Below are 17,089 nucleotides of genomic sequence, written 5' to 3'. Positions count from 1 at the left end.
GTAGAAGTCAGGCGCTCACGGGTGATAATACCGCCGGGCGAAGGTCATAAAACCGGCGGCCAGGCCCTCCGGCAATCCCTGCATATGGACAAAACTAAAGGTGCGGGGCAGGCGGAAATCCTTGATCGAAACGACTTTCAACTCACCGCTCCGAACTTCTTTTTCGATGGCCCGCGACGACAGGATGGAAAGGCAGTTGGCGTGTTCCAGAAACGATTTGATGCTTTCGGAACTCCCCAGATGCATCACCACCGTTAAGCTGGAAGGTCGGATGCCCCGGGCCTGGAGGGCGGTTTCCAGCACTTCGAGGGTGCCCGAACCGCGTTCCCGCAACACCATCGGAATCGCACTGAGTTCGTCGAGCGTAATTTCTTTCAGGCGGCTGTAGCGGCTTTTGCTGTGCACCACCGCCACCAGTTCATCCTCCAGAAAATCGTGGTATTTCAAACCGGCATGGTGTTTTTTGCCCTCCACAATTCCCAGATCAATTTCTTTCGCCGAAACCGCCTGTTCAATCATCTCCGTGTTGCCGGTTTGCAGACTGAGCTGAATGGTCGGGTAGCGCTCGTAGTAGGAAGCCAGCAGGGGCGAAATCAGATACTGCGCAATGGTGGTGCTGGCACCCAGCCGCAAGCTCCCTTTCAACTGGCTTTTAAAGGAGTTGAGCTCAAACAACGCTTCCTGATAGAGGTTGAAAATCTGGCCGGCATACCGAAACAGCACCTCGCCGGGGGGCGTCAGCGTGATCGTATTGCCTTTCCGGTCGAACAGCCGCAGTCCGAGCAGGTCTTCCAGGGCTTTAATGTGTTTGGTGACGGCGGGCTGGGTAATAAACAATTCCGCCGACGCCTTCGTAAAACTGTGATGACGGGCCACACTGTAAAAAACCCGCAACCGAAAATCTTCCATTGGTAAAGCTATAGATAGAACCAAAGGTAATGGAGCGAATGACAAAATCACACAGCGTATTCCAAAAAGCCCAACGGGCGCAACGTGTATGTATAACCCCGGATTCAATCCGGGGCATGACATAGGCCTCCAGACTCACTCACCAGCCAGCCGCAGCTATCCCTATCCTGCACCACCCCGGATTGCATCCGGGGTGGTGCAGGTGACACCCAACGGGCTTTTTAGTGAAAATAACTTCAGGACTCTGCGTACCTTTACGGTTCTCCGCGGCACGCTGCGAAATAATGGACCCGATTATGCAACGAAACCACCATCTCGAACAAGCCGAAAATCAGGAATTTGATCTTTGCATCATTGGCGGAGGAGCCACCGGCGCCGGGTGTCTGCTCGATGCGCAAAGCCGGGGCTTGAAGGCCATTCTGATTGAAAAACACGACTTTGCGTCGGAAACCTCCAGCAAATCGACCAAACTGATCCACGGTGGCGTGCGGTATCTGGAACAGGCCGTCAAACAGGCCGATCTGAACCAGTACCACATGGTGAAAAAGGCCCTGCGCGAACGACTCACCCTCATTCGTAACGCCCCGCACCTGGCGCATCCGCTGGCCCTGCTGACGCCCTGCATGAGCTGGATGGAAGGCATTTATTACACCGCCGGGCTGAAAATGTACGATACGCTGTCCGGTGATCTGAGCATTGGCAAAAGCGAGTGGCTCAACAAGGAAGAAGCGCTGAAGCGAAATCCGGCGCTCACCCATAAAATTCACAGTGCGGTTTTGTACTACGACGGCCAGTTGAACGACGCGCGGTACAACATGTCGCTGGTCAAAACCGCCCTGCAATACGGCGCGGTGGCCCTGAACCACGCCGAAGCCCGCTCGTTCGAGCGAGATGCCAGCGGCCGGTTGGCGGTTTTGCACGTTCGGGATTCGCTGACCGGCAGCCTGCTGCGGATTCGGGCGCGCCGGTTTATCAACGCAACCGGCCCGTTTTCGGATCGCATCCGGCTGCTGGCAAATCCCAAAATGGGCCAGCGCATGCGGGTCAGCAAGGGCGTTCACATCATTGTGCCGGGCGAACTGATGCCCTCGGACACGGCCATTCTGGTGCCGAAAACCGACGACGGGCGCGTGGTGTTCATCATTCCCTACAACGGCAAACTGATGATCGGCACCACCGAAACCGAGTCGGAACTGGGCGAAACCGAACCGGTGGTGGAGCGGGCGGAAGTCGATTATCTGATCAATTACGTTAACCGGTATTTCGAAAAACCGATCACCGCCGATCAGGTGATAGCCGGTTTTGCCGGTTTGCGGCCCTTATTGCAGGCCGACCCGAACGCCGACACCAAACAGCTGGTGCGGGATCACGAGGTGGAGGTGGACCCGGTTTCGGGCCTGATCAGCATTCTGGGTGGCAAATGGACCACCTACCGGCTTATGGCCCAGGACACCATCGACACGTTCTATAAAGTAGAGCAACTGACCGAAAAAACCTGCATTACCGACCACATCAAGCTCGTTGGGGCCGAAGGCTATGCGGATGATTTCTGGAAGGTGCTGGTCAACAAATACGGCCTGCCGGAACCCGTTGCCAAACACCTGAACCGCCAGTACGGTACCGAAAGTCTGGAGATTGCCCAGCTCATGCGCGAACAACCGGACTGGAACGAGCGGCTCTACGATCAATTGCCCCACACGAAGGCCGAAGTGGTATTTGTGGTTCGGGCCGAGATGGCCCAAACGCTGAAAGATGTGCTGGCCCGGCGGTTTGGCCTCGAATTGACCGACTGGCAATCGACCGACCAGATGACCGAAACCGTGGCCGACCTGATGGGAGCCGAACTCGGCTGGACCGACGATGAACGCCGAAAAGCCGTGTTCGATTACCACGCCGAACTCGACTGGTTCCGCAAATCGGCCGGATTGATTGAAAATTGAATTGGAACACGGCTGGAACGGATTCGCACCGAGTATACTCCGCTCTGGTCCGTTTCATCCGCGTTCCGATCAAAAACGCTTACTTCCCCAACCGCATTATTCCTTTTACGATTTGCACCAGCACCACCGGCGCAAAACCGGCAACGCCAATCAGCCAAAGTTCGGTGCTCGGGATGGTGTCAATGTTGAGCACCTGCGCCAGAAACGGCACGTAATACGTCAGTACCAGAATCAGCAGGCAGAGCAGCAGGGCGTACCAGATATACCGGTTTCGCGTGATCTCGTTGACAAAAAACGAACGGCCCGACCGCAGGTTGAAAACGTGCAGCAACTGGGCAAATGCCAGGGCATAGAACGTCAGGTTGTTGCCTTCTTTTTGCGTTAAGCCCAATTTCTGGGTGCCCACCCAGTAGACACCCAGCACCGAAGCCGTCAGCGCCAGGGCGTAAAAAACCACCAGCCGCCAGTCGCGGCCGTCCATAATCGGCGTTTTCGGATCGCGGGGCGGCTGGTGCATCAGGCTCGAATTCTCGCGGCCCACGCCCAGCGCCAGCGCCGGAAACACGTCCGTTACGATGTTGATGAACAAAATCTGCAGGGGCAGCAGCGGATTGCCGACGTTTAGAAAACCGGCAAACGTCACCACAAAAATTTCGCTCAGGTTACACGACAGCAGAAAAAGCACAAACTTACGGATGTTTTCAAAAATCACCCGGCCCTGCGCAATGGCGGCCACGATGGACGTAAACGAATCATCCTTCAACACCATATCGGCGGTTTCGGCGGCCACCTGCGTTCCGCGCAAACCCATCGCAATGCCGATGTCCGACTTTTTCAGCGCGGGCGCATCGTTTACGCCGTCGCCGGTCATCCCGACAATATCGCCTTCCTGCTGGTACAAATCAATCATGTCCAGCTTCTGCGCCGGACTCACCCGCGCAAACACCCGGCAATCGAGCAGTTTCTTTTTATCCTCCGCCTGAAGGTCGTTCAGCGGTTTTAAGTCTTTGCCGGTCAGCACGATTCCTTCGCCCGCTTCGATCAGTTTTACTTTGGAGGCAATCGTCAGCGCCGTGGCCGGGTGGTCGCCCGTCACCATTATGACCTTGATGCCGGCTTCGCGGCAGGCTTGCAGCGCGGGCGTGACATCGGTGCGGGGCGGGTCCAGAAAACCGATCAGGCCCACGTACGTCAGGTCGCCGTCGGCAAAGTCGTCACCCGGTTTGGCGTCGGTTTCGCGGTAGGCAAAGGCCAGCGTTCGCAAGCCCTCCGTCGCCATTTTCTCCGAAAGGTCATAATACGCTTTCCGGTCTTTTTCATCCAGCGACTGGCACCGGTCCAGCACCTCCTCGGCGGCTCCTTTAACGGCCACCAGAAAACCGCCCTGGTGTTCGTGGAGGGTGCCCATGATCCGGGTGTCGGAACTAAACGCTTTTTCGGCTTTGCGCGGAAACTCCTGGTGAATCTGGTCGGGGTTCTGACCGGCGGCAATGGCGAATTTCAGCAGCGACACTTCCACCGGATCACCCACTTCCTTCGGTTTTCCGTCCACCAGGTCATAATCCGCGTTGTTGCACAGCACGCCAACCCGAATGAGTCGCTGGTAGGCTTCCGCTTCCGTGATGGCCTGGTCGCCGTTGATAACGTCCAGCTTTTGCGCTTCGGCATCCGCCCGGATTTCGGCCTGTTGCCCCGGCAGTTGCAGCGTGTTGACTTCGATCCGGTTTTGGGTCAGCGTACCGGTTTTGTCCGTAAAAATAACGTTGGTGCCGCCCAGCGTTTCGACCGCCGACAGGCGTTTGACAATCACTTTTTTCTCGGCCAGCCGCAGCATTCCGTAGGCCAGCGCAATGGTGGCCACCACCGACATGCCTTCCGGAATGGCCGCAATCGCCAGCGCCAGGGCGGTTTCGATCAGCCGCAGCGGTTCTTCCTTCCGAATTAAACCGACCGCCAGAAACAGGGTTGCCAGCCCGACCGTCACCCAGATCAGGATCTTCGCCAGCGAATCCAGCTTGGCTTCCAGGGGCGTTGCCGAGCGTTTGGCTTCTTCGACCATCGTGGCAATTTTGCCCAGTTCGGTTTGCTGCCCAATGCCCGTCACCACCGCCCGTCCGGTTCCGGCGGTGACGGGCGTTCCTTTCAAAAGCCGGTTGTGCTGGTCGCCCAGCGGGGATTCGTCCGGCGGCAGGTCCGTGTTTTTGTCCACCGGCAGCGATTCGCCGGTCAATGCCGATTCGTCGGCCTGCAATTGACTGACTTCGAACAGGTTGGCGTCGGCGGCTACCAGATCGCCCGCTTCCACCACTAGGATGTCGCCGATGGTGACTTCTTCCGACGAAATCTCCCGAACCCGGCCGTCGCGCAACACCCGCGCGGGCGTGGTATCCATTTTCCGCAGGGCATCCATCGACTGGCGGGCGTTCCATTCCAGAACAAAACCGGTGATGGCGTTGATGAGCAGCACGGCAATGATGGCGAATCCTTCGACGGTTTCGCCCAGAAAAAACGAAATTCCGGCGGCTGCCGCCAGAATGTAGACGATAACGCCGACGAACTGTCGCAGCAGAATCGTGAGGGCACTTTCGCGTTTGGCTTCCTGGAGGGCATTGGGGCCCAGATCGTCGTAGCGGTTTTGGGCTTCGCGGGCGCTCAGGCCGGTTTTGGGGTCGACGTTCAGATCACTCAGCAGTTGATCAATCGGAATCCGATGCGGTTTTTCAGGGGTTGAAACAGTTGGCATACCGTGGATAGGGAAGGAGGCTGAAGTAATAACTGACTTTCTGGCGAAACGGCCAAGCTCCGTTGGAGGAAAGAAGTAGAATTTTACGCAATCGCCTTCTATAAGTTGTTTCTCCGCTTAACCGCCGGGCGGCCCCGTCCGCGAAACACCTTATCCTGATCATCCCATGAAATCTCTAGTTCTGATCCTTTTAACGACCTGCGCCTTTGCCCAGCAAAAACCGTATTCGCAGCGCATGGCTGATTCGTTCATGGTCTGGCACAAAGATTCGATTCTGATCGGCAATCAGAAAACCGCCCGCTGGGATTACGAGCAGGGCCTGGTGTTAAAAGCGTTCGAGCGGGTCTGGTACCGCACCGGCGACGCCCGATATTTCAACTACATCCTGAACGATCTGAACCAGTTTGTAGGCGAAGACGGCAGCATCCGGACGTACAAACCGGCGGAATTTAACATCGACAACATCACGACCGGGCGGGTGCTGCTGACGCTGGCGCAACAGTCGCTGCCGGGCCGGGAGAAGTTTCAGAAGGCGGCTTTTGTACTGCGCAACCAACTGGCGAAGCAGCCGCGCACGAAAGAAGGCGGTTTCTGGCACAAAGGCCGCTACCCGAACCAGATGTGGCTCGACGGTCTGTTCATGGCCGAGCCGTTTTATGCCGAATTCAGCCGGGTGTTTCAGCAGCCGGAAAACTTCGACGACATTGCCAGCCAGTTTGCCCTGATTGAGAAAAACCTGATCGATGCCAAAACCGGCTTGTTGTACCACGGCTATGATGAAAGTCGGCAGCAGAAATGGGCGAATCCGAAAACCGGGCAGTCGCCCAACTTCTGGGGCCGCTCGATTGGCTGGTACGCAATGGCGCTGGTCGAGGTGCTCGATTATTTTCCGGCTGACCACCCGCAGCGCGCCAGTCTGGTGAAATACCTGCAACGGCTGGCCCCGCCCATCGTAAAATACCAGGATGTCAAAACCGGCTGCTGGTACCAGATGACCACGCAGGGCGCCCGGAAAGGCAATTACATCGAAGCCTCGGCCTCGTGCATGTTCGTGTACGCGCTGGCGAAAGGGGTTCGGATGGGCTACCTGGATAAAGCGTTCCTGGCATCGGCGCAAAAAGGCTATCAGGGCATTCTGAAAAACTTCATTGAAACCGACGCGAACGGGCAGACCCATCTTAACGGAACGGTGAGCGTGGGCGGTCTGGGCGGCACGCCCTACCGCGACGGCAGCTACGAATACTACCTGAGCGAACCCCTTCGGAAAAACGATTTGAAAGGCGTGGGGCCGTTCATCATGGCGAGTCTGGAACTGGAAATCGCGCCCGAACTGGCCATTGGAGCCGGAAAAACCGTGGGCATCGACTACCACTTCAACCACGAATTCCGGAAGGATCTGCTCGGCAAAACCGAACCGTTTCACTACACCCTGGAAGACCGCATGCACTCGGGCTTCTGGCACTGGGGAAACATCTTCCGCGAACTGGGGGCCAAAACCGTTGCCGTGCCGACCGCGCCAACCGCCGAATCGCTGAAAGGCATTGATGTGTACATCATTGTGGATCCCGATTCGCCGAAGGAAACCGCCCGACCGAATTACATTCAGGCGGCTGATATTCAAGCCCTTGGCGAGTGGGTAAAAGCCGGTGGGGTTCTGGTCATGATGGCGAATGACACGGCCAACTGCGAAACGAAGCATTTCAACGAACTGGCGCAAACGTTCGGCATTCGGTTTACCACCAAAAACCGCAACATGGTGAAAGGCAAAAACTGGGAACAGGGCAAAGTGACCATTCCGGCGGGCAACCCGGTTTTTAAAGAAACCAAAGCGGTTTACATCAAGGAACTGGCGACGCTTGATCTGCGGGCCCCGGCCCGGGCGCTGGTTTCGGAAGGGGGCGACGTAATCATGGCAATTGCAAACGTTGGAAAAGGGGCGGTTTTTGCCGTCGGCGACCCCTGGCTCTACAACGAATACACCGACGGGCGGATTATTCCGCTGGTTTACGAAAACTACAAAGCCGGTAAGGAATTAGGCGCCTGGCTGCTGAAACAGGCCCGCTAAAAGGTTGTTTCCCGCTCACCTCCGCGAAATAAATTTATTAAAAATAATTATTAAAAAGCTTTTTAATAAGCAGACTCCTCGTTTACCTTTGTTTCAATGAAACCGAAACACACCGAACAGAATACCGAAGGGAAGATTAAGGATGCCGCCAAGAAAGTATTTCTGGAACGCGGATTTGACGGGGCCAAGCTGCGGCACATTGCCGAAGAAGCCGGGACCACGATGGCGATGGTCAATTATTACTTCCGGAGTAAGGAGCAGCTTTTTCAAAGTATTTTCCTGGAAACGATGGGTTCGTTCTTCGGCAGGATCGTATCCATTCTGAATGAGGAAGTCCCGCTGGAAATTAAAATCTGGAAAGTAGTCGATAACTATACTGATTTTCTGTACGATAATCCGCACGTTCCGGTTTTTGTTCTGGCGGAACTACAGAAAAACAGCAGTGCCGTGTTCGAAAAACTGAACGTAAAACACGTCGTAGAAACCGCCTATTTTGTTAAACAGTTACAACTTGAAGGCGAGAAAGGGACGATTCGGAAAGTCAAACCGCTGCACATGATCGTCACCATGCTGGGCAGCCTGATCTTTCCTTTCATGGCCAAACCCATTGTGAGCTACATTGGCGGCATGGACGAAACCGCCTACCGGACTTTTCTGGAAGAGCGGAAAGTCATCGTTTTTGAAACCATCATGGCGTATCTGAAACCAACGTGATTTTTTTTATTACTTGATTAAAAGAATTTTTAGAAATACTGTTTAAAATAGATTTTTAGACTGATTCCTATGAAAGTGCTCTCCACTTTTTTTCTTGGGTTGCTCCTGGTGCCGCCGGCTCGGGCGCAGTCGGTGATGACGCTGGAACAATGCTATTCGGCCGTCATCGCCAACGACCCGCTGTCCCGGCAGCGGGAGCTGGTTCAGCAAACCGGCGCGTTGACCCTGGCCAGTCTGGACAAAAACCGGCGGCTGCCGCAGCTGGGCGTCAATGGGCAGGCGAGCTGGCAATCGGAGGTGACAAAACTGCCCATCGAACTGCCGGGTGTGCCGATTCCGCAATTGAGCAAAGACCAGTACAAGCTGACGGCGGATCTGAGTTATACGCTGTTCGATGGCAACCAGACGGCGCTCCAGAAACAGGTGCAGCGGGCCAGCACGGCAGTGAGCCTGCAACAGGTTGCGGTTGAGCAAAACCGCCTGAAGGACCAGGTGAATGCGTATTTTCTGAACATCCTGCTGACCGACGAAAATACCCGCCTGGCCCGCATCCGGCTCGACGAACTGCAAAACCGCCTGACCAAAGCCGAAGCCGGGGTAAAGTTCGGGACGGTCGCCACCGTGGGCGTGGACGTCTTACGCGCCGAAGTGCTGAATACGGAGCAGCAGCTGGGCCAGTTGGCAGTTACCCGCCGGGGCCTGCGCGACCAACTCGCCATTCTGACGGGGCTGACGGTCACCGACAGCACGCGGCTGGCCGTTGACGAAAGCCCGGCCGTTGTGGCGAACCTGCCGCTTAACCGCCCGGAGCAAAAGCTGTTTGAAACCCAGCGTACCCTGCTGGATGAGCAACTGAAGCTTACAAACAACCGCCTGCAACCCCGGCTGAGCGCGTTCGCGCAGGGGGGCGCGGGCCGACCGGCGCTCAACTTTCTGAACAACGACTTTCGCGGTTTTTTCATCGGCGGGCTTCGCCTGAGCTGGATCCTGTCGGCGGCTTACACCCTGCGCAACGATCGCACGATTCTGGCGCTCAACCGGGAGCAGGTGGTGGTTCAGCAGAAAGTGTTCGACCGGAATCTGTCGTTGCAGCTTCGGCAGCAGCAGACGGAAATCGATCGCATCAGCGCCCTGCTGGAAAAAGACCGGGAAATCAGCGGTTTACGTTCCAAAATCCGGCAAACCGCCGGTGTGCAGCTCGACAACGGCACCCTGGCCGCCCGCGATTACACCACCGAACTCAACGCCGAGAGCCAGGCGCTGCTGAACCAGAAAACCCACGAGCTGCAACTCCTGCTGGCGAAGGTCCAATACCGCACCCTGACCGGCAACTAACCAAGATCATCCATAGCCATGAAATACGTCCTGATTAGCAGTATTCTATCGTTCAGCCTGCTGGCTTGCCAAACCGAGCCGCAGTCGGATGCGTACGGCAATTTTGAAGCCGTGGAAACCATTGTGTCGGCCGAGGCAACCGGCGCGTTGCAAACGTTGGCCATTGAGGAAGGGCAGACGCTGAAAGCCGGGCAAACCGTCGGGCAAATTGATCCGCTGCAACTCCAGTTGCGCAAATTCCAGTTGCTGGCCAGCCAGCGGGCGGTTTCCAGCCGCTCGCCGAATGTGCAGGCGCAACTGTCGCCCTACGAGCAGCAGCTGGCGGTGCAGGAGCAGCAACTCAAAACGCTGCAACGCGAGAAAACCCGTACCCAGAACCTGATTGCCGCCGGGGCCGCGCCGACCAAGCAACTGGACGATTTGGTGGCCCAGATCGACGTGACCGAACGCCAGATGGCCCTGATTCGCCAGCAGCGGGCGGCCCAGCAATCGGCCCTGAGCACGCAGCGCAGCGGGACGCTGTCGGAAGAAGCCCCGTTGCAGGAGCAAATCCGGCAGATCGACGACCAGATCAAAAAGGCAACGATTGTCAACCCGGCCGCCGGAACCGTCACCATCAAGTTTGCCGAACCCGGCGAGGTGGTGAGCTACGGAAAACCGCTGTACAAAGTGGCCGATCTCGGTCAGATAACGCTCCGGGCGTACATCAGCGGGGATCAACTGGTGCGCGTCAAAACCGGGCAGCCCGTAAAAGTGCTGGTTGATGCGCCCAACGGTCAGTTCAGGGAATACGCCGGTACGGTGAGCTGGGTGTCGAGCAAAGCCGAGTTTACGCCCAAAGTTATCCAGACGAAAGATGAGCGGGTCAATCTGGTGTACGCGCTGAAAATCAAGGTGAAAAACGACGGAGGATTGAAGATCGGGATGCCGGGGGAAGTTCGATTATGAAGTCGGTTTTCGGTATCCGGTTTTCGGTGGCTGACGCAGGAAGTCCAACGCGTCAGCAAGAATGCGTCAGCCCACCGTAAACTGAAAACCGTAAACTGAAAACCGGATACCGAAAACCGTAAACCGTAAAAAAACATGGATGCGATCATCATTGAAAACGTCTCGAAGTCGTACGGCGGAGTTCCGGCGGTTTCGGACGTGTCGCTGTCGATTCGGCCCGGCGAGCTGTTTGGGCTGATCGGGCCGGACGGGGCCGGCAAAACCACGCTCTTCAAAATCCTGGTGACGCTGCTGCTGCCCGATCAGGGCCGGGCGACGGTGGCGGGGCGCGATGTGATCCGGGATTACCAGGCGCTGCGGCAGTTGGTGGGCTACATGCCCGGCCGATTTTCGCTGTATCCGGACCTCAGTGTGCAGGAAAATCTGGCGTTTTTTGCCACGGTTTTCGGAACCACGATCAAGGAGAATTATCACCTGATTCAGGAGATTTATGCGCAACTGGAACCCTTCAAAAACCGGCGGGCGGGGCAGCTTTCGGGCGGAATGAAGCAAAAACTGGCCCTGTGCTGCGCCCTGATTCACAAGCCCGAAGTCCTGTTTCTGGACGAACCAACCACGGGCGTCGATGCGGTTTCGCGCAAAGAATTCTGGGATATGCTCCGCCAGCTGAACGAGCGCGGACTGACAACGCTGGTTTCGACGCCCTACATGGATGAAGCGGGCCGCTGCGACCGGATCGCGTTCCTGCAAAAGGGCACCGTGCTGGCGGTCGATACGCCCGCAGCCATTACCAACCGGTTTCAGAAACCGCTGTTTGCCGTTCGGGCGGCCGATACCTACCGGTTGATTCAGGATCTGCGGCTGGCGCCGTTCACCGAATCCTGCTACGCCTTCGGGGAGTTTCTGCACCTGACCGTTCGTTCCGCCCAGGTGACTGACGAGCAGATCGGGCGGTTTTTGCTGGAGAATAACCACCGGACTATCGAAATCCAATCCATCCAGCCCGGCATCGAAGACACCTTCATGGCGTTGATGACGCGGTCGGAACTGACGGCCTGACCCCTATGGAAAAAGCAGTTGTTACCCAAAAGTTGACCAAAAAGTTCGGCGACTTTATTGCGACCGACGCCATCACGTTCGAGGTGGCGCAGGGCGAAATTTTCGGTTTTCTGGGGGCCAACGGCGCCGGAAAAACCACGGCCATGCGGATGTTGTGCGGTTTGTTGAAACCGAGCTCGGGTGAAGCCAGCGTGGCGGGATTTGATGTGTACCGCCAGTCCGAAAAAATCAAGCAGAACATCGGCTACATGAGCCAGCGGTTTTCGCTGTACGAAGACTTGACGGTGCGCGAAAACATCCGGTTTTACGGGGGCATCTACGGCCTGCGCCGGGCCGACATTCCGGCCAAAACCAGTCAGATTCTGGCCAAACTCGGCATTGAGTCCGTGGGCGATTCGCTGGTGGCGTCGCTGCCGCTGGGCTGGAAACAGAAACTGGCGTTTTCGGTGGCGCTGCTGCACGAACCCAAAATTGTGTTTCTGGACGAACCGACGGGCGGGGTGGACCCCATCACGCGCCGGCAATTCTGGGACCTGATTTACGAAGCCGCCCACCACGGCACGACGGTTTTTGTGACGACGCACTACATGGACGAAGCCGAATACTGCAACCGGGTCTCGATTATGGTGGACGGCAAAATGAAGGCGCTCGACACCCCGGCGGGTCTGAAAACCGCCTACGGCGTGGATTCGATGGATGCGGTTTTCCAGATTCTGGCGCGGGGCACCTCGACGAAATGAGAGTTTCGGTTTTCGGTATACGGTTTTCGCCGGGCCGTCGCTTTGGCATTCAACATTCGCTATTCAATATTCAATATTCGCCATTCAGGAATGCGGGCGTCAGCCCACCGTAAACTGAAAACCGTAAACTGAAAACCGTAAACCGTATACCGAAGAAACTATGAACCGCTTCGTCGCTTTTGTTAAAAAAGAATTCTTCCACATCCTGCGCGACCGCCGGACGTTGCTGATTCTGTTCGGATTACCGCTGGTGCAGGTGCTGTTGTTCGGCTTTGCGCTGACGAACGAGATCAAAAACGCCCGGATTGCCATTCTCGACAACGACAAAAGCCCGCATTCGCAGCAGATTACCAATAAGTTGCTGGCGTCCGGGTATTTCCAGTTGCGAGAAAACCTGCGCTCGAATGCCGGCATTGAACGGGCGTTTCGGCGGGGCGACATCAAACTGGCGGTGGTGTTTCCGGCCGGTTTTACAAACGACTTCGAACACGGCCGCAACGCCCGGATCCAGTTGCTGGCCGACGCCACCGAACAGAATACCGCCATCAGCCTGACCAATTATGCCTCGGCCATCATCCGCGAGTACACCGCCGAACTGAACCCGAACGCCCGTCCGCCGATGATTATCGACGTGCGGAGCCGCATGGTGTTCAATCCCGAACTCAAGGGCGCGTTTGTGTTCGTGCCGGGTGTGATGGCGATGGTGTTGCTGCTGGTGTCGGCCCTGATGACTTCCGTAACGATTGCCCGCGAACGCGAAACCGGCACGCTGGAAGTCCTGATGGTGTCACCGCTGAGTCAGGGCCAGATTCTGCTCGGAAAAGTGGTGCCGTACCTGCTGTTGTCGTTTGTGAACGGCTGCATCATCATCGCGCTCGGCGTTTACGTCCTGCACGTACCGCTGAACGGGAGTCTGGCGCTGCTGCTGGCCGAAACGCTGCTGTTTATTTTTCTGGCCCTGTCGATCGGTATTTTTATTTCGTCGCTCGTGGAAACCCAGCTCGTTGCCATGTTCGCGTCGCTGATGGCGATGCTGCTGCCGACCATTTTTCTGTCCGGTTTTATCTTCCCGATCGAGAGCATGCCCAAACCGCTGCAAATCGTGTCCAACCTCATTCCGGCGAAATACTTCATTGCCATCGTGAAAGGCATCATGATCAAGGGCGCGGGGCTGCGGTACCTCTGGCAGCCGACGCTGGTGCTGGTCGGGATGTCGCTGTTTTTCATGGGATTAAGCCTTCGTAATTTAAAACCCCGCTTATCATGAACCGGATTCGCTACATGGTGGAAAAGGAAGTCCGGCAACTTCGCCGAAACCCGGTTTTGCTCCGGATTATGGTTGCCGCCCCGATCATGCAGTTGATTCTGCTGTCGTACGCGGCCAATTACGAGGTGAAAAACCTGAACATCGCCGTGGTCGATGGCGACCACACGACCTATTCGCAGCGGCTGGTGAGCAAGTTTCGGCACCTGACCAATTTCAACCTGAGCGGTTATTTACCCAACGATAAACAGGCCCGGCAAACGCTGCTGGCGGGCGATGCTGACCTGGTGCTGGTGATTCCGCCCCATTTTGAACGCGATCTGGAAAAGGAGGGAAGCGCGGCTGTGCAGTTGCTGCTCAACGCCATCGACGGTTCCAAAGCCGGGATTGCCAACGGGTACGCCACGGCCATCATCCGGGATTTTAACGCCGATATGGTGGCCGAAACCCGGGCCGTCGCGCCGGGAACGATGCAAACGCTGGACGTTGAGAATCAGTACTGGTACAACCCCCGGCTGGAATACAAGACCTTCATGGTGCCGGGCGTTTTGTTCGAGCTGCTGTTGCTGGTGGGTGGGCTGGTGTCGGCGCTGAACATCGTGCGCGAAAAAGAAATCGGAACGATGGAGCAGCTGAACGTGACGCCCATCCGCAAGCACGAATTTATTCTGGGCAAATCGATTCCGTTCGTGCTTATCGGGCTGGGGCTGTTCACGGTCGGGCTGCTGCTGGGGCGGTTTTTGTTCCAGATCCGGATGGAGGGCAGCGTGGCGCTGATGTACGTGTTTGCGCTCCTGTTTCTGGTGCTGTGCGTCGGACTGGGCCTGCTGATTTCGACGCTGGCCGAAAACCAGCAACAGGCGTTGTTTGTCGCTTTCTTTCTGCTCGTTCTGTTTATTCTCCTGAGCGGTTTGTTTGCCTCCACCGAAAACATGCCGACCTGGGCGCAGTGGCTCAACGCCATCAACCCGCTGAAATACATCATCGAAGTGGGCCGGAACGTGATGCTGAAGGGCAGCACCTTCGCGGACGTGAGCCGGCAGTTTGCCGTGCTGGCGGGCATGGCCGTCGGGCTGTTGCTGCTGGCGTCGTGGCGGTACCGGAAGACGGTTTGAGAGCGGGAAAAAAAGCTGTTTCGCGGAGTTGCGCAGAGAAAAGGAGCGGTAAGCGGAGGAAATAAAATCGCTGCGTAACGCCCTTCTCCTCCGCTCGACTCCGCGAAACAACTTTTTAAACTAAGGTAGATAACTTCCACCCCCTGCTTTCTATAGCTGAATTCTCTATTTCTCCGTACTTATGAATAAAGCCATTGGAAGATACCGCTGGACGATTTGTGCTCTGGTGTTTTTTGCCACGACGATCAATTACCTCGACCGGGTGGTTATCAGTCTGCTGAAAGGCGATCTGGAAAAAGATTTTAACTGGACCGAAACCGACTACGCCAATCTGGTGGTGGTTTTTCAGTTGGCGTATGCGCTGGGGATGCTGGGCGTGGGGCAACTGGTCGATAAATTCGGGACAAAAATCGGGTACACCATTTCGCTGACGGCCTGGAGTATCGTCGGGATTCTGACGGCTTTTGCCAAAACCACCTTCGGGTTTGGACTGGCCCGGGCGGGGCTGGGACTGAGTGAAGCCGGGAACTTTCCGTCGGCCATCAAAACCATTGCCGAGTGGTTCCCGAAAAAAGAACGGGCGCTGGCGACTGGTATTTTTAACTCCGGCACCAACGTCGGGGCGATTCTGGCGCCCTTGACGGTGCCGTTCATCGCCGAATTCTGGGGCTGGCAGTGGGCGTTCATTCTGACCGGCGCCACCGGTTTTATCTGGCTGGTGTTGTGGCTGACGATGTACGACACGCCCGCCAATCACAAAAAAGTAACCAAAGAAGAACTGGCGTATATCAACAGCGATCAGGACGAACAAACGGAAGACCAGACGTCGACCGAAAAAGTGTCGTGGTTTAAACTGCTGACGTTTCGCCAAACCTGGGCGTTTGTGCTCGGCAAAATGCTGACCGACCCCATCTGGTGGTTTTACCTGTTCTGGCTCCCGGCCTTCCTGAAAGCACAATACGGTTTGACGGGCATGGATGCGGCTTTTCCGGTGGCGGTCGTTTACACCATTGCGAGCATCGGCAGTATTTTTGGAGGCTGGCTGCCGCTGAATTTCATCAAGAGCGGGATGCCGGTTTTTAAAGCCCGGAAAACGTCCATGCTGATTTACGCCGTCGGGGCGGTTCCGGTAATTTTTGCGCAGTACCTCGGCAGCATGGGCCTTTGGCTGGCGGTTTTGAGCATCGGGCTGGCTACTTCGGCCCACCAGGCCTGGAGCGCCAACATCTTCACGACGGTTTCCGACATGTTTCCGAAAAAAGCCGTGGGCTCCGTCACCGGCATCGGCGGTATGGCGGGCGGTTTGGGCGGTATGGCCATTTCGTCCCTGGCGGGCAAGCTCTTCGATCACTACAAGGCGCTGGGCCACATCGAAACGGGCTATTACATCATGTTCATGATCTGCGGTTTTGGGTATCTGCTGGCCTGGCTGGTGATGCACCTGCTGGTTCCGAAGTACAAACTGATTGAGCTTTCCAGCTCGAAAGAACCGGCTAAAGGCTCGCCGGTGGCATAAAACGGTTTACGGTATTCGGTTTTCGGTATACGGTTTTCAGTATCCGGTTTTCGGTGGCTGACGCCTTCAGCGTTCAACATTCGCTATTCATTATTCGCTATTCAGGAATGAATGCGCCAGCCCACCGTAAACTGAAAACCGAAAACCGTAAACTCTTCTCCATTTTCCGAATGAAACGAAGCGTTGTCGTTGGTTTTCTGTTGATCGCCAGTTTAGGGTCGGGCGCTATCGCGCAGGTTGTCCGGAAGCCGATTCCCGACAAACTCGTTGTGCTGACGTTCGACGATGCGCCGGTGACGCAGGCGACGGTGGTGGCGCCCATCCTGAAGAAATACGGTTTTGGGGCCACATTTTACGTCTGTGAATTTCCGCCCGATTTTGCCGACAAGAAGAAATACATGAGCTGGGAGCAAATCCGGGAACTGGACCGGATGGGCTTTGAAGTGGCGAATCACACGCTCACGCACAGCAACGTCGCCAAACTGTCGCCACCCCAGTTTACGGCCCAGCTGGATTCGCTCGAAGCCCGCTGCAAAACCTACGGCATCAACCGCCCGCTGACGACCTTTGCCTACCCCGGCTACGGCACCAATCCGGATGCCTTCGCGGTGCTGGAAAAAAAGAACTACCAGTTCGCGCGCGTGGGCGGAGCGCGGCCCTACAATCCGAAAACCGATCACCCGTACCTGATTCCGAGTTACAGCACGACCGAACCCAATAACCACGACAAGGAGCGGATTT

Annotated in this window: 12 protein-coding genes and 1 pseudogene; 11 read left to right on the top strand and 2 right to left on the bottom strand. The window is 56.4% G+C overall.

The features are described from left to right. Positions 1-15 precede the first annotated feature (15 nt). Complete coding sequence (locus ACYVHX_RS02380; RefSeq protein ID WP_460669988.1) at positions 16-909, bottom strand: LysR substrate-binding domain-containing protein; 894 nt, start codon at positions 907-909, stop codon at positions 16-18. A 296-nt stretch (positions 910-1,205) separates the two neighbouring features. Between ACYVHX_RS02380 and ACYVHX_RS02375 the strand changes: the two genes are divergently transcribed. Beyond that, complete coding sequence (locus tag ACYVHX_RS02375; RefSeq protein ID WP_460669987.1) at positions 1,206-2,849, top strand: glycerol-3-phosphate dehydrogenase/oxidase; 1,644 nt, start codon at positions 1,206-1,208, stop codon at positions 2,847-2,849. A gap of 79 nt (positions 2,850-2,928) precedes the next feature. On the opposite strand, the gene ACYVHX_RS02370 is transcribed toward ACYVHX_RS02375, so the two are convergent. After that, positions 2,929-5,592: a cation-translocating P-type ATPase gene (locus ACYVHX_RS02370; RefSeq protein ID WP_460669986.1), complete on the bottom strand. Its 2,664-nt coding sequence runs from the start codon at positions 5,590-5,592 to the stop codon at positions 2,929-2,931. Positions 5,593-5,758: 166 nt separating this feature from the next. Here ACYVHX_RS02370 and ACYVHX_RS02365 point away from each other — a divergent pair, with 166 nt between their 5' ends. The 10 genes and pseudogenes from ACYVHX_RS02365 to ACYVHX_RS02320 all read left to right on the top strand — a co-directional run. Continuing rightward, a complete protein-coding gene (locus ACYVHX_RS02365) occupies positions 5,759-7,657 on the top strand; it encodes a glycoside hydrolase family 88 protein (RefSeq protein ID WP_460669985.1) in 1,899 nt (632 codons plus the stop codon). A gap of 96 nt (positions 7,658-7,753) precedes the next feature. Beyond that, complete coding sequence (locus tag ACYVHX_RS02360; RefSeq protein WP_460669984.1) at positions 7,754-8,371, top strand: TetR/AcrR family transcriptional regulator; 618 nt, start codon at positions 7,754-7,756, stop codon at positions 8,369-8,371. 69 nt (positions 8,372-8,440) lie between these two features. Continuing rightward, positions 8,441-9,706, top strand: a complete 1,266-nt coding sequence (locus tag ACYVHX_RS02355) for a TolC family protein (protein ID WP_460669983.1) — start codon at positions 8,441-8,443, stop codon at positions 9,704-9,706. Between the two features lie 18 nt (positions 9,707-9,724). Then, positions 9,725-10,654, top strand: coding sequence for an HlyD family secretion protein (locus tag ACYVHX_RS02350; RefSeq protein WP_460669982.1), 930 nt, complete (start codon positions 9,725-9,727; stop codon positions 10,652-10,654). 135 nt (positions 10,655-10,789) lie between these two features. Further along, the gene (locus ACYVHX_RS02345) at positions 10,790-11,713 is read left to right on the top strand and encodes an ABC transporter ATP-binding protein (protein ID WP_460669981.1); all 924 of its coding nucleotides are present in this window, start codon (positions 10,790-10,792) and stop codon (positions 11,711-11,713) included. Positions 11,714-11,718: 5 nt separating this feature from the next. Beyond that, positions 11,719-12,453 carry an ABC transporter ATP-binding protein gene (locus tag ACYVHX_RS02340; RefSeq protein ID WP_460669980.1) on the top strand — a complete coding sequence of 245 codons (735 nt, stop codon included), beginning with the start codon at positions 11,719-11,721 and terminating at the stop codon, positions 12,451-12,453. Between the two features lie 160 nt (positions 12,454-12,613). Next, the gene (locus tag ACYVHX_RS02335; RefSeq protein ID WP_460669979.1) at positions 12,614-13,720 is read left to right on the top strand and encodes an ABC transporter permease; all 1,107 of its coding nucleotides are present in this window, start codon (positions 12,614-12,616) and stop codon (positions 13,718-13,720) included. Continuing rightward, entirely contained in the window at positions 13,717-14,832 is a 1,116-nt protein-coding gene (locus tag ACYVHX_RS02330; protein ID WP_460669978.1) for an ABC transporter permease, read from the top strand. Before ACYVHX_RS02335 ends, ACYVHX_RS02330 begins: the two co-directional genes overlap by 4 nt. 181 nt (positions 14,833-15,013) lie before the next feature. Then, positions 15,014-16,348: an MFS transporter gene (locus ACYVHX_RS02325; RefSeq protein WP_460669977.1), complete on the top strand. Its 1,335-nt coding sequence runs from the start codon at positions 15,014-15,016 to the stop codon at positions 16,346-16,348. 107 nt (positions 16,349-16,455) lie between these two features. Further along, positions 16,456-16,971: pseudogene (locus ACYVHX_RS02320) on the top strand (polysaccharide deacetylase family protein); the annotation flags it as partial. Positions 16,972-17,089: the final 118 nt, after the last annotated feature.

The organism is Larkinella ripae (assembly GCF_054780775.1).
This window is presented reverse-complemented; position numbering and strand designations above follow the sequence as displayed.

Bases quoted from the DNA above. Each gene is read 5' to 3' on its own strand.
- ACYVHX_RS02330 (WP_460669978.1), top strand. From the start codon at position 13,717: ATGAACCGGATTCGCTACATGGTGGAAAAGGAAGTCCGGCAACTTCGC.
- ACYVHX_RS02360 (WP_460669984.1), top strand. From the start codon at position 7,754: ATGAAACCGAAACACACCGAACAGAATACCGAAGGGAAGATTAAGGAT.
- ACYVHX_RS02345 (WP_460669981.1), top strand. From the start codon at position 10,790: ATGGATGCGATCATCATTGAAAACGTCTCGAAGTCGTACGGCGGAGTT.
- ACYVHX_RS02355 (WP_460669983.1), top strand. From the start codon at position 8,441: ATGAAAGTGCTCTCCACTTTTTTTCTTGGGTTGCTCCTGGTGCCGCCG.
- ACYVHX_RS02335 (WP_460669979.1), top strand. From the start codon at position 12,614: ATGAACCGCTTCGTCGCTTTTGTTAAAAAAGAATTCTTCCACATCCTG.
- ACYVHX_RS02350 (WP_460669982.1), top strand. From the start codon at position 9,725: ATGAAATACGTCCTGATTAGCAGTATTCTATCGTTCAGCCTGCTGGCT.
- ACYVHX_RS02340 (WP_460669980.1), top strand. From the start codon at position 11,719: ATGGAAAAAGCAGTTGTTACCCAAAAGTTGACCAAAAAGTTCGGCGAC.
- ACYVHX_RS02370 (WP_460669986.1), bottom strand. From the start codon at position 5,592: ATGCCAACTGTTTCAACCCCTGAAAAACCGCATCGGATTCCGATTGAT.
- ACYVHX_RS02375 (WP_460669987.1), top strand. From the start codon at position 1,206: ATGCAACGAAACCACCATCTCGAACAAGCCGAAAATCAGGAATTTGAT.
- ACYVHX_RS02325 (WP_460669977.1), top strand. From the start codon at position 15,014: ATGAATAAAGCCATTGGAAGATACCGCTGGACGATTTGTGCTCTGGTG.
- ACYVHX_RS02380 (WP_460669988.1), bottom strand. From the start codon at position 909: ATGGAAGATTTTCGGTTGCGGGTTTTTTACAGTGTGGCCCGTCATCAC.
- ACYVHX_RS02365 (WP_460669985.1), top strand. From the start codon at position 5,759: ATGAAATCTCTAGTTCTGATCCTTTTAACGACCTGCGCCTTTGCCCAG.